Origin of the sequence: Acidovorax sp. Leaf191, assembly GCF_001424425.1 — a bacterium.
Classification (GTDB): Bacteria; Pseudomonadota; Gammaproteobacteria; order Burkholderiales; family Burkholderiaceae_C; genus Acidovorax.
On record NZ_LMPT01000001.1, the window covers coordinates 810,271 to 823,269 of the forward strand.

General features: G+C 68.5%; 13 protein-coding genes. 6 read left to right on the plus strand and 7 right to left on the minus strand.

Annotation, left to right across the window (positions count from 1 at the left end):
• Nucleotides 1–19: 19 nt before the first annotated feature.
• From ASG27_RS03540 to ASG27_RS03560, 5 genes are all read right to left on the minus strand, one after another.
• Complete coding sequence (locus ASG27_RS03540) at nucleotides 20–778, minus strand: hypothetical protein (protein ID WP_056170881.1); 759 nt, start codon at nucleotides 776–778, stop codon at nucleotides 20–22.
• 149 nt (nucleotides 779–927) lie between these two features.
• Complete coding sequence (locus ASG27_RS03545; protein ID WP_056411361.1) at nucleotides 928–2,637, minus strand: flotillin family protein; 1,710 nt, start codon at nucleotides 2,635–2,637, stop codon at nucleotides 928–930.
• 52 nt (nucleotides 2,638–2,689) lie between these two features.
• The gene (locus tag ASG27_RS03550) at nucleotides 2,690–3,322 is read right to left on the minus strand and encodes a YqiJ family protein (protein ID WP_056170875.1); all 633 of its coding nucleotides are present in this window, start codon (nucleotides 3,320–3,322) and stop codon (nucleotides 2,690–2,692) included.
• Nucleotides 3,319–3,990 carry a PspA/IM30 family protein gene (locus ASG27_RS03555; RefSeq protein ID WP_056411363.1) on the minus strand — a complete coding sequence of 224 codons (672 nt, stop codon included), beginning with the start codon at nucleotides 3,988–3,990 and terminating at the stop codon, nucleotides 3,319–3,321. The genes ASG27_RS03550 and ASG27_RS03555 overlap by 4 nt, the downstream gene beginning before the upstream one ends.
• A gap of 1 nt (nucleotide 3,991) precedes the next feature.
• Nucleotides 3,992–4,504, minus strand: coding sequence for a hypothetical protein (locus ASG27_RS03560; protein ID WP_056411365.1), 513 nt, complete (start codon nucleotides 4,502–4,504; stop codon nucleotides 3,992–3,994).
• A gap of 147 nt (nucleotides 4,505–4,651) precedes the next feature.
• Between ASG27_RS03560 and ASG27_RS03565 the strand changes: the two genes are divergently transcribed.
• From ASG27_RS03565 to pyk, 3 genes are all read left to right on the plus strand, one after another.
• Nucleotides 4,652–6,055, plus strand: a complete 1,404-nt coding sequence (locus ASG27_RS03565) for an aminopeptidase P N-terminal domain-containing protein (protein ID WP_056411367.1) — start codon at nucleotides 4,652–4,654, stop codon at nucleotides 6,053–6,055.
• Entirely contained in the window at nucleotides 6,052–6,858 is an 807-nt protein-coding gene (locus tag ASG27_RS03570; RefSeq protein WP_235503883.1) for a CPBP family glutamic-type intramembrane protease, read from the plus strand. The genes ASG27_RS03565 and ASG27_RS03570 overlap by 4 nt, the downstream gene beginning before the upstream one ends.
• Nucleotides 6,859–6,964: 106 nt before the next feature.
• The gene (pyk, locus tag ASG27_RS03575) at nucleotides 6,965–8,404 is read left to right on the plus strand and encodes a pyruvate kinase (protein WP_056411369.1); all 1,440 of its coding nucleotides are present in this window, start codon (nucleotides 6,965–6,967) and stop codon (nucleotides 8,402–8,404) included.
• Here the strand turns inward: pyk and ASG27_RS03580 are convergent.
• Nucleotides 8,337–8,924 (minus strand): phosphatase PAP2 family protein, encoded by a 588-nt coding sequence (locus ASG27_RS03580; RefSeq protein ID WP_056411371.1) that lies wholly within the window; start codon nucleotides 8,922–8,924, stop codon nucleotides 8,337–8,339. The two genes, pyk and ASG27_RS03580, sit on opposite strands and share 68 nt — an antisense overlap.
• Complete coding sequence (locus tag ASG27_RS03585) at nucleotides 8,911–9,663, minus strand: phosphatase PAP2 family protein (RefSeq protein ID WP_056411669.1); 753 nt, start codon at nucleotides 9,661–9,663, stop codon at nucleotides 8,911–8,913. The genes ASG27_RS03580 and ASG27_RS03585 overlap by 14 nt, the downstream gene beginning before the upstream one ends.
• 76 nt (nucleotides 9,664–9,739) lie before the next feature.
• Between ASG27_RS03585 and ASG27_RS03590 the strand changes: the two genes are divergently transcribed.
• The 3 genes from ASG27_RS03590 to fba all read left to right on the plus strand — a co-directional run bounded on the left by ASG27_RS03590 (nucleotide 9,740) and on the right by fba (nucleotide 12,991).
• Nucleotides 9,740–10,444, plus strand: coding sequence for a response regulator transcription factor (locus tag ASG27_RS03590; RefSeq protein WP_056411372.1), 705 nt, complete (start codon nucleotides 9,740–9,742; stop codon nucleotides 10,442–10,444).
• Nucleotides 10,441–11,829 (plus strand): histidine kinase dimerization/phospho-acceptor domain-containing protein, encoded by a 1,389-nt coding sequence (locus tag ASG27_RS03595; RefSeq protein ID WP_056411374.1) that lies wholly within the window; start codon nucleotides 10,441–10,443, stop codon nucleotides 11,827–11,829. Before ASG27_RS03590 ends, ASG27_RS03595 begins: the two co-directional genes overlap by 4 nt.
• Before the next feature lie 97 nt (nucleotides 11,830–11,926).
• Nucleotides 11,927–12,991 (plus strand): class II fructose-bisphosphate aldolase, encoded by a 1,065-nt coding sequence (fba, locus tag ASG27_RS03600; protein WP_056411376.1) that lies wholly within the window; start codon nucleotides 11,927–11,929, stop codon nucleotides 12,989–12,991.
• Nucleotides 12,992–12,999: the final 8 nt, after the last annotated feature.

Consider the following 12,999-nt stretch of genomic DNA (forward strand, 5'->3'; position numbering starts at 1 on the left):
CGCGGCGGCGCAGGCGCGGTCACTGCGTGGCCGTGGCGGGGCCGGAGTAGGCAGGCTGCACCGCAATGGCAGGGCCATTTTCACACCCGCGAAACAGCCACTGGCTGGGCATGAAGCGCGCATCCGGGCCGTCGGGCGCGGGCTTGCCCACCTCCGCCTGCACGTCGTAGGGGATGTGCGGCACCTGGAACAGGGCCAGTTGGCCCTTCTTGCACGCCATGGCCGGAATGAGCTTGTGCGGCACCCATGCCTGGCTCGCGTTGTCGTACCGGTACAGCGGCCCGATCTGCTGGTCCTGGGCCAGCTCCACGCGCATCGGCACCACCTGCAGCGCGCTGGCCCAGACGGAGGCCACCTGCACCGGTTCCGCGAACCGCACGGCCTCCAGCCCGTAGAGCGCCAAAGGACGGCCCGGTGCGCCCTTGTCGAACGGGTCGTTGCGGTTGATGAGGCTGCCCGCAGGGATCAGCAGTTCGCCATACTGAAAGTCCTGCGGCAGCACGAACTTCTCCCGGCTCGCACGCACCACCGCGCCATCCTGCCGCGCCTGCTTGGCGCTGTGCGACAGGAAGAGCTGTGCTATCAGCAGCAGGTTGCAGGCTGCCGCCACCGCGCAGGCGATCACCAGGCCCCGGCGGGTGAGCAGCCACTTGTTCGGGATGTCGACCCAGCGCACATACATCGCATAGATCAGCAGCGCACTCGTCAGCAGCAGGCCGAGCAGCGGCAGCAGGACGGCCACGATGAGGTGCAGCAGGGCATTGAGCAGGTTGAGCATGGTTGCAGGGAAAGTGGCAGAGCAGGGCGCCTTCGAGACCATCACCCGGGGCGGCGGCGCATCGCGAGGCGTCGAGTCTGCCATGAGCCGCGGGCCGCCCGGCCTGTCGGTCGGCGGCGGGCAGCGTCCGCGGCTTCTGACCTTGCCGCTTACTCTGCAGGCCGGGCGGCAGCGCGCTCGGCCGTCGGCTGTCCGCCCAGCATGCCCGCCAGGCTCTGCGCCATGCCGGTGATGCCTTCGTTGGACAAGCCTGCGTCCTTCATCACCGCATCGACGATGGGCTTGGCGATCTGGTACTGCAGGGCCGAGTTCATGACCTGCTCCGGGAAGGTGCCCTGCGCTCCATTGCCGCCTGCCGCTGAGCCCTGGCCGCCGTAGCTGCCGGGCATGCCGCCCACCTGCACGATGCGGATCGAGTCGATCTTTTCCATGGGCCGCACGGCCTGCTCGATGATCTGCGGCAGTTGCTGCAGCAGCAGGCTGCGCACCTGCAGGTCCACCTGCGCTGCAGACAAGGTGTTGAGCGCTTCGTTCAGAGCGCGCTTGCCTTCGGCCTCGGCCAGGGCCGCCGCCTGGCGGGCGCGGGCCTCGATGGTGATTGCTTCGGCGCGGTCCATCGCAGCTTCCTTTTCGGCCGACGCGGAAACGCGAACGGAAATGGCGTTCTGCTCGGCGTCTTTCGACGCCTCGATCAGCTGGATGCTCTTGTCGCGCTCGGCTACGGCCACCTGGCGCGCGGTGTTCACGGCTTCTTCGGCTTTCACGGCCTCGGCGCGCGCCAGGTTGGCGGCGGCGTCCGCGTCCGATTGTTCGCGCGACTTGGTCGCGATGGCGATCTGCGTGTCCTGGCGGGCGATTTCCACCTGCTTGCGCTGTTCGGCGCGCTTGGTTTCGGTGTGGCGCTCCAGTTCGATCTCGCGGGTCTGGATGACCAGGTTTTTTTCGATCTCGGCAGCCTTGATTTCGCGCTCGGCCTCGATGCGCTTTTGGCTTACCTGGCGCTCGGCTTCGATTTTGGCGGCCTCGGCCTCGCGGCTGCGCTCGGCTTGCTGCGTGGCGATCAGCGCGGCCTGCTCGGCGCGGGAGTTCTCGATCTCGCGCTTTTGCGACAGCGAGGCGAACTCCTGGTCCTTCTCGATGGTGAGCTTCTGGCGGGTGGCTTCCAGGTCCTTGGTGCGCACTTGCACTTCGGTGTCCTGCTCCACGTCGTTGCGCTGCTTGCGGCGTGCCTCGGTCTGCTCGGTCAGGCGCGTCAGGCCCTCGGCGTCGAAGGCGTTGTTGGGGTTGAAGAACTGCTTTTCGGTCTGGTCCAGGCTGGTCAGCGAGACGGATTCAAGCTCCAGGCCGTTCTTCTCCAGGTCTTCGGCCACGGCGTTCTGCACGGCCTGCACGAAGTCGCGGCGCTTGTCCTGCAGCTCCTGGATGGTCATGGTGGCGGCAGTTGCGCGCAGCGAGTCGACGAACTTGTCTTCCACCAGTGCCTTGAGTTCCTCGGGGCTCATGGTGCGGGCGCCCAGCGTCTGGGCGGCGATGCTCACGGCCTCTTCGGTCTGCTTGACACGCACGAAGAAGGCGGCGGTCACGTCCACGCGCATGCGGTCCTTGGTGATCAGGCTTTCCTTGGCGCGGCGCACCACTTCGAGCTTCAGGGTGTTCATGTTCACCAGCACGCGCTCGTGAAACACCGGCAGCAGGATGGCACCGCCGTCCATGATGACCTTCTGGCCGCCCAGGCCCGTGCGCACGAAGGCAGTCTCTTTGGTGGAGCGCTTGTACAGGCGCGAAAACACGATGCCGATGGTCAGCAGGGCCAGCAAGGCAATGCCTGCGATGGTGCCCATTTCGATCAGGTTGGTCATTTTCTAGGTTCTCCCTCTTTGGATGTCTGTTGGATTTGGGTGAGCAGCGGGGCTACATCAGCGCTGGATGCGGGTTGGCGATGCAGCGGTAGAAGGCGCCCACCTTGCGCACGATGAGGATCTGCGCGCCTTCGTCGAAGACCTCGTCATCCACATCGGGCTCCACCATCAGGTAGTGGGTGCGGCCATGCGTGTCGCGCACGCGGGCCTGCGCGGCCAGGCCGCGGCGCGCCGCACCCGCAGAGACGACGCCCGGGCGGCCGATGAGCGACATCTCGCTCACGGCCGAGGTCTCGTCGCGCGGGATGATGTGGGCGATGAGCGCGCCCAGGCTGCGCACGGTCGCCATGCCCGGTGCCACGGCCGCAAGGCCTGCGACCCACACCGGCAGGTAAAACCCCAGCAGGCCGTGCGCGACCTTCTGCAGGCTGTATCCGAACACGGCGTAGCCCGCAAGGAACAGCACCATCAGCACCAGCGAAGGCACCTTGCCCAGGTGCAGCCAGCCCAGGACCCGGTCCAGGCCGCTTTCTCCATGCACGTCGGGCAGCAGGTCGTCGATCCAGTTGCTCGGGCTCAGCGAGATCAGCATGCCCAGGCCCTCGATCAGCGCAATGCCGACGATGAGCGCAAACGCCACGCCGAAGGGCCAGGTCTCCGGGGCGGTGAACAGGCCGACGATCACGGCTTGACGGCCCTCAGCTGTGCCATGCGCTCGGCGATCTTGTTGTCGCGCACCAGGTCATCGAGCTCCTTGAGCTTGGCCGCCTGGTCGAGCGTGTTGCTGCGGTCCGTGCCCGACAGGCCGGTCTGGCGGGCGTAGACGCGGTCGAACGCGCCAGCCACGGCGTCCATGCGCTGCGCCGGGTTGGCACCGCCGGGCTGTGCCGCCGCGGATGGCACGGCGCTGGCGCGGCTCTTGCGGAACGCTTCGAGCGCTTCCATCATCTCGCGCTGCTTGGCCAGCAGCGCGGCCACGTAGCCGGTGAGCTCGCTCTCCTGCCGCGCAAGTTCTGCCAGCGTGGTCTCCAGCACGGGGATCTGCGCCTCGATGTCGAGCTGCCGAGCCACCGCAGCGCGCGCCAGATCCTCGCGGCCGGCGGCCAGGGCCTGCTCGATCTGCTCGCCGAGCTTGCCGTGCTGGCCATTGAGATTGGCGTGTTGCTGCTGGGCCAGGTGCCGGTTGGCGCTGGCCAGGCCCAGCTCGTGGCGGACATCGCCGATGACGGCATCGGCCTCGCGCAGCGACTGCTCCATCACGGCCACGGGGGCCTGGTTCTCCAGGTGGTCCACCAGTGCGTGGACGCTGCCGGTGATCACGCGTCCAACGCGGGTCTTCAGGGAATCTGCCATCTCAAGCTCCTTTTGAAACAGGGGGGTGAATGGTGTGGGCCAGCTCCAGTGTCGCAGCCGCATGACGCTGCACGACGGCTGGATCGTAGGCGCTGGCCTGGCTCGTGGTCGCCTGGCGCAGCAGCATCTCACTGAGCGCGAACCCCCGGCGCACCAGCAGGTCTTCCAGCCGGGCGGCTTCCTGCTCGGAGGCCGGGGCGTTGCTCACGATGATCGCCAGGCAGGTGGTGACGTGGTCCAGCATGGCGTTGAGCACATCGGAATGCCGCCCCGTCTGGCCTTCGGTGCGGACCAGCGACTCGCGCAGCCGCCCCGTGATATCCCGCGCCCAGGCATGGGCGGCGACATAGTCCAGCGCACCGTCGTGGTGGCGCTTGAGCTGGCCCAGCAGCACGCGCAGCTTGTCGCTGTTGGTGGTGGCGCCCTCGACCTGCAGTTGGGCCAGCCACAGGTAAAGGTCGCTCGGTATCCGGGCGGAGAGGGGCTCCATGGTGGTGGTCGGCGTGGCGGACATGTGTGGACCTCAGGCAGTGTTGAATGCGATGGTATTCATTTGAATTCGTTTGTCAACAACGATGCGAAGTGGAGGATTTTTGGAATTGTTGGATCGGCCGATGTCACTGCCCCGCGTCCGGCCATGGTTTCGCGATAAAAATAGCGGATGAGCTCAACGTCCTCGCATTCCATCTACGCCCAGCGCCGCGCGCGCCTTGCTGCCCAGTTGGGCGCCGGGGGCATCGCCATCATCCCCACGGCGCCCGAGCGGCCGCGCAACCGGGACACGGACTTTTTGTTCCGGCACGACAGCTATTTCTACTACCTCACCGGTTTCATCGAGCCTGGCGCCTGCCTCGTGGTGGCGGCGGATGGCCGCAGCACGCTGTTTTGCCAACCCAAGGACCTGGAGCGTGAGATCTGGGACGGCTACCGGCTGGGCCCTGCGGCGGCACCCGGTGCACTGGGCGTGGATGCAGCGCATTCCATTGCCGAGCTCGATGCCAAGCTGCCCCGGCTTCTGGAAAACCGCAGTTGCGTGTGGTACCCCTTTGCCACGCACGCCGGCCTGGCGGCGCGGGTGGAAGGGTGGCTGAACGCGGTGCGGGCGCGGGTGCGCTACGGCGCGCTGTGCCCGGCCGAGCAGAACGATGTGTGCACGCTGCTCGACGAGATGCGGCTCATCAAGGATGCGCACGAGCAGGACATCATGCGCCGCGCCAGCGACATCAGCGCCCGGGCGCACATCCGCGCGATGCAGCGCTCGGCCCGCATGCTGCGCGCCGGGCAGGACGTGCGCGAATACCACCTGGATGCCGAGCTGCTGCACGCGTTCCGCGACGAGGGCTCGCAGTACCCGGCGTACAGCTCCATCGTGGCGGCCGGGGCCAACGCCTGCGTGCTGCACTACCGCGCTGATGCCGCCCCGGTGCGCGACGGCGAGCTGGTGCTCATCGACGCGGGCTGCGAGTTCGACGGCTACGCCAGCGACATCACCCGCACTTTCCCGGCCAATGGCCGCTTCACCGGGCCGCAGCGCGCGCTGTACGACCTGGTGCTGGCCAGCCAGGACGCGGCCGTGGCGGCCACCAAGGCGGGCGCGCGCTTCAACGACCCGCACGACGCCACCGTGGCCGTGCTGGCGCAGGGCATGCTGGACCTGGGCCTGCTGGACCGCAACAAGGTGGGCAGTGCGCAGGACGTGATCGACACGCGTGCGTACTTCCAGTTCTACATGCACCGCACCGGCCACTGGCTGGGCATGGACGTGCACGACTGCGGCAGCTACGTGGAGCCCGGCGAGGTGGGCCAGGTGAGCGAGCGCAGGGACCCGCTGTCCGGCGAGACCATCACCAATCGCCCGAGCCGCGTGCTGCGCCCGGGCATGGTGCTCACCATCGAGCCCGGCATCTACGTGCGCCCGGCCGACGGGGTGCCCGCGCAGTTCCACAACATCGGCATCCGCATCGAGGACGATGCGATCGTCAATGACGCGGGCTGCGAGCTGATCACCCGCGGCGTGCCCGTGAAGGCCGACGAGATCGAAGCGCTGATGCGCGACAGCGCGTGAACCCGCAACCGCTCGGCAGCACCGCGCGCGACGCCGTGCCGGCGAGCCCGCCGGAGCCGTCTTCGAAAGTCTCCAGGTGGCGGCTGGCCGGGGCCTTGTGGCTGCTGGGCGTACCCGGCGTAGTGGCCGTGGTGTGGGCGCTGCTGCCGCCCCTGGCCGCCAACGCGGCGATGTTTCCGCTGCCGCTGTGGGCCATCGTGCTGCTCAGCGGGCTGCAGACCGCGGTGCTGCTGGCGTTGGCCGTGGGCGTGGGCGTGTGGCTGGCGCCGCGTGTCGGGCTCACGGCACCGGCGGTATCGGCATGGCTGGCCGGGCAGCCCGTGGGCCCGGTGCTGCGCGCGCAGTGGCTGCCGGGCGTGCTGGGCGGTGTGGCCGGCGCCGCCTGGCTCTGGGCGCTGTCGCGGCTGGCGCCGGAAGCGCTCAAACCGTCGGACCCGGGCAGCGCGATGCCCCTGGTGGTCAAGCTGCTGTACGGCGGTGTGACCGAAGAGCTGCTGGTGCGCTGGGGGGTGATGACGCTGCTGCTGTGGCTGGGCTGGCGCCTGGCGCAGCGCGGACAGGGCCGGCCTGGCGCCGGCGTGGTGGGTGTTGCGGTGGTTGTCAGCGCACTGCTGTTTGCCATGGGCCACCTGCCTGCGGCGCAGGCCATGGCGGGGGCGCTGACCGTGCCGGTCGTCGCCTTCGTGCTGGTGGGCAACACGGCGTTCGGGCTGGTGGCGGGCTGGCTCTTTGCGCGCCGGGGCCTGGAGGCTGCGGTCATCGCGCACGTGCTGGCCCATCTGCTCTCGCACCCGCTGCTGTAACTCCGCACGGCCCGGCGGGGGTTGCCGAGAGGTAACCGGCCTGTAACCGCTTCGTGTGAGAATTGAAATTCGATTACATCCGCCACACCAAGAAAGAGACAAGCCCATGCCCAGTACCCGCCGCGCCACCAAGATTGTTGCCACCCTGGGCCCCGCATCGAGCGACCCGGCACTGCTGGAGGCCATGATCCGCGCGGGCGTGAACGTGGTGCGGCTGAACTTCAGCCACGGCAAGGCGCAGGACCACATCGACCGCGCCGCCACGGTGCGCGCCGCCGCCCAGCGCGCCGGCCGCGAGGTCGCCATCATGGCCGACCTGCAGGGCCCCAAGATCCGCGTGGGCAAGTTCGCCGAGGGCAAGGTGCAGCTCGAGCACGGCGCCAAGTTCGTGCTCGATGCATCGCGCACCGAGCCGGGCGACATCGAAGGCGTGGGCCTCGACTACAAGGAGCTGCCGCGCGATGTGAAGGCGGGTGACCTGCTGCTGCTCAACGACGGCCTCATCGTCCTCACGGTGGATGCGGTGCGCGGCGAAGAAGTCCACACCACCGTGAAGGTGGGCGGCGAGCTGTCCAACAACAAGGGCATCAACAAGAAGGGCGGGGGCCTCACGGCGCCGGCCCTCACGGCCAAGGACATGGAGGACATCCGCACGGCGATGAGCTTTCAGGCCGACTACGTGGCCGTGAGCTTTCCGAAGAACGCGACCGACATGGAGATGGCGCGCCAGCTGTGCAACGTGGCCGCGTCCGAGTACCGCCACAAGCCGGGCCTGATCGCCAAGATCGAGCGTGCCGAGGCCATCCCGCACCTGGAGTCCATCCTGCGCGTGAGCGACGGCATCATGGTGGCCCGCGGCGACCTGGCCGTGGAAGTGGGCAACGCGGCCGTGCCGGCGCTGCAAAAGAAGATGATCCGCATGGCGCGCGAGCTGGACAAGGTCGTGATCACCGCCACGCAGATGATGGAGAGCATGATCACCAACCCCGTGCCCACGCGCGCCGAGGTGAGCGACGTGGCCAATGCGGTGCTGGACGGCACCGACGCCGTGATGCTGAGCGCCGAAACGGCTGCCGGCCGCTACCCGCTCGAGACCGTGGAAGAAATGGCCACCATCTGCGCCGCCGCCGAAGCGGCCGAAGACCACCAGCTCGATGCCGACTTCACGGGCCAGACCTTTGGCCGGATCGACCAGTCCATCGCCATGGGTGCGCTGTTCACCGCGCATCACCTGGGCGCCAAGGCCATCGTGGCCATGACCGACAGCGGCGCCACGGCACTGTGGATGAGCCGCCACAGCATCGACATCCCGATCTACGCACTGACGCCCAAGGTGGCCACGCAGCGCAAGATGGCCATGTACCGCAACGTGCGCCCGCTGCTCATGGACACGAGCGCAGACCGCGACACCGCGCTGGAGCAGGCCGAGCGCCACCTGAAGAACCGCAACATCGTGCAAAAGGGCGACGTGTACGCGATCACCTGTGGCGAGCCGATGGGCGCTCCTGGCGGGACCAATATGCTGAAAATCTGCGTGGCCGGTTAGCAGGTCGCGGGGCTGCACCCAGCGCGTGCACGGCCCCTGCGCTGAGTGCGCCGGTGAGCATGCCCGCGAGCACGTCGAAGGGAAAGTGCACGCCCAGGCACACGCGGCTCCACGCGATGGCCAGCGCTGCCACCCAGCACAGTGCGGCGAGCCAGCGTGCGGGGCGCGAGGCCTGCAAGCTGGCCGCCAGGGCACAGGCCGCGGCCGTGTGCATGCCGGGAAACCCGGCGCGCGCCGCATGCTCGATCCATTGCACCCCTATCCCCAGCTGGGCGGGCCGCGGCGCCGCGATGGCGTGCCTGAGCAACTGCACGCCCACCCAGGCCAGTGCCATCGAGAACAGCGCCAGCACCAGGTCACGCCGCTGGGCAGGGCTGCCGACCACAAGGCCGCCAGCCAGCACTCCCCCCATGGCGATGGGCAGCTCCTGGGACGCCCACCGCGCGGCGGTGACCACCGCAGGCCAGGTCGACGCGTCTGCATTGACCGCGTGGAACAGGGCCAGGTCAAGCGGAAGCATGGGGCGCCTCTTCGGGGGGAGTGCTGCACGCAAAGGACGGGAAACGGGGGCGCAACGCAGCGGCCGCCAGGTCGCACAGCCAGCCGGTGGTCCAGCACAACCAGCCCGTCCACAGCGTGTGGCTCATGAAATGCGCGCCGCGCACCTGCTGCGCCGCGCCCAGCACGAACCCCGCCAGCAGCGACCCCGCCAGCCACCAGCGCGCGGCCGCGGGTGCCTTGTGGCGCAGCGCGAAGTAGCCGCCCAGGAACGCAAAACCCGCGGACGCGTGGCCTGCGGGAAAACAGCGTCCGCTGCCACCGTCGAGCACTCCGAGCGCCCAGTGGGAGACGTGGCGGGCCACGCCGCCGAACTGCGCCAGATCCCAGGGGCAACTGGTGGCGCTCAGGTTCTTGACGATGCTGATCAGCGCCAGTGCCAACAGGGCACTCACGGCCATCTGCAGCCGCTCCCTGGCGTCGATGCGCCGCAGGATGCCCTTAGGCCACCACACGCTCAGGGCCAGCAAGAGCACCAGCAGCCATCCCAGGCGGCGTGCGTCTTCATGGAGCACCTGGACGAAGAACCAATGGTCCCGCATCGGAAAACCCGCCGACGAGCCGAAGGCCTGGGCCCAGGCCAGGTCGCGCCCGCCTGCATCCCAGGCCACCACGCCCGCCAGCGCGGCGAGGGTCCAGAACAAGAGAGGGTGGTGCGGGCGCGGGGGTGTCGCAGGTGAAGGAGCCGGTCTGGAGAGCATGGCCGGCACGATAGGGCGCCGCACTTAACGTCGTCTTAATGGGGCGCAAGTCGATGGGCGCTGCGACAATGCCCGCATGCGAATACTCGTGGTCGAAGACGATGCAGGCATTGCCACCGGCCTGCGCAGCAACCTGCAGCAGCGGGGCTACGCGGTGGATGTCAGCGACGGCGTGGCCAGTGCCTGGAGTGCGCTGCGGGCCGAACGGTTCGATGCCGTGCTGCTGGATCTGGGCCTCGTGGACGGGGACGGCAGCGAGCTGCTGCGGCGGCTGCGGCTGAGCCCGGCAGCGAGCGCCGCTTCACCAAGCGTGTTGCCCGACCCGGCCACCCCCGTGCTCATCGTCACCGCGCGTGATCAGGTCCACCAGCGCATCGCGGGGCTCGACCTGGGCGCGGACGACTACCTCACCAAGCCGTTTGACGTGGACGAGCTGGATGCGCGCCTGAGAGCGCTGCTGCGGCGTGCGGCAGGCCGCGCATCGCCCACCATCCGCCATGGCGATATCGAACTGGACCCGGCTGCGCGCACCGTGCGCCTGCAGGGGCGGCCGGTCGAGATGTCGCCCCGGGAGTTTTCGGTGCTGCTGGTGCTGCTGGAGGCGCGTGGCCGCGTCCTCTCGCGCCAGCAGATCGAGGAGCGCCTGTACAGCTGGGAGGCGGCCATCGAGAGCAATGCCGTCGAGGTCCACATCCACCACCTGCGCCGCAAGCTGGGCAGCGCCTGCATACAGACCATGCGGGGGGTGGGCTATTTCATGCCCCAGGAGATGCCCGGATGAACGCGCCTGCCGAGTCTTTGCCACGGCGGCCCCGCAGGCCATCGCTCACGCGGCAACTGCTGCTGTGGTCGCTGGGCGCGCTGGCGCTGGTGTGGGGCACCTTCGTGTTCATCGGCTACCAGACGGGCGTGCACGAGGCGGACGAGCTGACCGACGGGCACCTGGCCAGCGTGGCGGCCTTGCTGCTCAACCTGCGGGCCACGGAGGTGATGGAGGGGCCGCAGGTCACCCCCCGGGCGCCCACCCCCTGGCTCAAGTCCCACGACTACCAGCAGTCCATCAGTGTCGTGCAGTGGGACGCGCAGGGGCGGCTGCTGTCGCTCAGCGGCACCACGTTGCCGCCGGAGTTCTCCGACGTGGAGGGTTTCGCCAACCTGACGCTCGGCCCGGACAAGGTGGTCTGGCGCAGCTTCTCGCAATGGGATGCGGCGCGGGCCCGCAAGATCATGGTGATGCTGCAGCTGCATGAGCGGGACGAACTGGCCGACGACATTGCCGGACAGATGATCGAGCCGGGCCTGTGGTTGCTGCCCGTGGTGTCCCTGGCCTTGGGACTGGCACTGTGGCGCGGGTTGCGGCCGCTGTACGCGTTGTCGGCGGATGTCGCTGCGCTGGACCCGGTCAGCACGCAGCGCCTGGCCTCGCGCCATGCCTGGAGCGAATTCGAGTCCGTGGTGGCCTCCATCAACACGCTGCTGGATCGTCAGCACACCGCCATGGTGCGCGAGCGCAGGCTGGCCAACGAGGTGGCCCATGAACTGCGGACGCCCTTGTCGTCCATTGCCCTGCAGGCCAGCGCCCTGTCCGGTGAGCTCGACGAAGACGCCAAGGCCCAGGCGCTGGACCGCATCGGTCGGGATGCCCTGCGGGCGGGGCATGTGCTGAACCAGTTGCTGGCCCTGGCGAGGGCCAGCCGGGCCGAGCTGCATGAAGCCAAGCAGGCGGTGGACCTGGCCGCTTTGGTGCGCTCGGTGTGCGCCGACTACGCGCAGACGGCCTGGCAGCGCGGCGACGACATTGCGCTGCAGGCGCCGCCGGCGTTGATGGTCCAGGGCCATGCCTTGCTGCTCGACATCGCCACGCGCAACCTCGTGGAGAACGCGCTCAAGCACACGCCGCACGGAACCCATATCGCCGTGCAGCTGTGTGGGGACGGGCCCGAGGGCGCCTGGCTGCAGGTGTGCGACGACGGGCGGCGCACCGCACAAGACGACTGCGCAGCGCCGGTGGACCGGCCCCAAGACAGCCTGCACCTGGGCCATGAAATCCTGCGGCGCGTGGCCGACATCCACGGCGGCCGCTTCGGCGAGGCCCCGGCCCCGGCGCCCTTTACCACCTGCTACCGGCTGGATTTGCCGCCAACCCCTGTCACGCCGGCCGGTTAAAATTACGAGTTACCAAGCGGTTACCACCGCCCAGGCCCCCACCCTGGCCCCACCAGGCCGACTGCGACCCTCACCAACTTCAACGGACATCACGACCATGCCCCTCGTTTCGATGCGCGAACTGCTCGACCATGCCGCCGCCCACAGCTACGGCATCCCTGCCTTCAACGTCAACAACCTGGAGCAGGTCCAGGCCGTGATGGCCGCCGCCGACGAAGTGGGCGCCCCGGTCATCCTGCAGGCCAGCGCCGGAGCCCGCAAGTACGCTGGCGAGCCTTTCATCAAGCACCTGATCCAGGCCGCGGTCGAAGCCTTTCCGCACATCCCGCTGGTCATGCACCAGGACCACGGCACCTCGCCCAAGATCTGCGCGGGCGCCATCGACCTGGGCTTCGGCTCGGTGATGATGGACGGCTCGCTCATGGAAGACGGCAAGACGCCTTCGTCCTTCGAATACAACGTGGAAGTGACCCGCAAGGTCGTCGAGATGGCCCACAAGGTCGGTGTGACGGTGGAGGGCGAGCTCGGCTGCCTGGGCAACCTCGAAACCGGTGAAGCCGGCGAGGAAGACGGCATCGGCGCAGACGTGAAGCTCGACCACAGCCAGATGCTCACCGACCCCGAAGAGGCGGCCACGTTCGTCAAGGCCACCCAGCTCGATGCCCTGGCCATCGCCATCGGCACCAGCCACGGCGCCTACAAGTTCAGCCGCAAGCCCACGGGCGACATCCTGGCCATCAGCCGCGTGAAGGAAATCCACCAGCGCATTCCCAACACCCACCTGGTGATGCACGGCTCCTCGTCGGTGCCTGCCGAGCTGCTGGCCATCATCAACCAGTACGGCGGCAAGATGAAGGAAACCTACGGCGTGCCGGTCGAGGAGATCCAGGAAGCCATCAAGTTCGGCGTGCGCAAGATCAACATCGACACCGACATCCGCCTGGCCATGACCGGCGCGGTGCGCAAGTTCCTGGCCGAGAACCCCGACAAGTTCGACGCGCGCGAATGGCTCAAGCCCGCCCGCGAAGCCGCCAAGCAGGTCTGCAAGGCACGCTACCTGGAGTTCGGCTGCGAAGGCCAGGGCCCCAAGATCAAGGGCCACAGCCTGCAAGACGTGGCCCGCCAGTACGCATCCGGCGCGCTGGCGCAGGTGGTGAACTGACCGTGAAC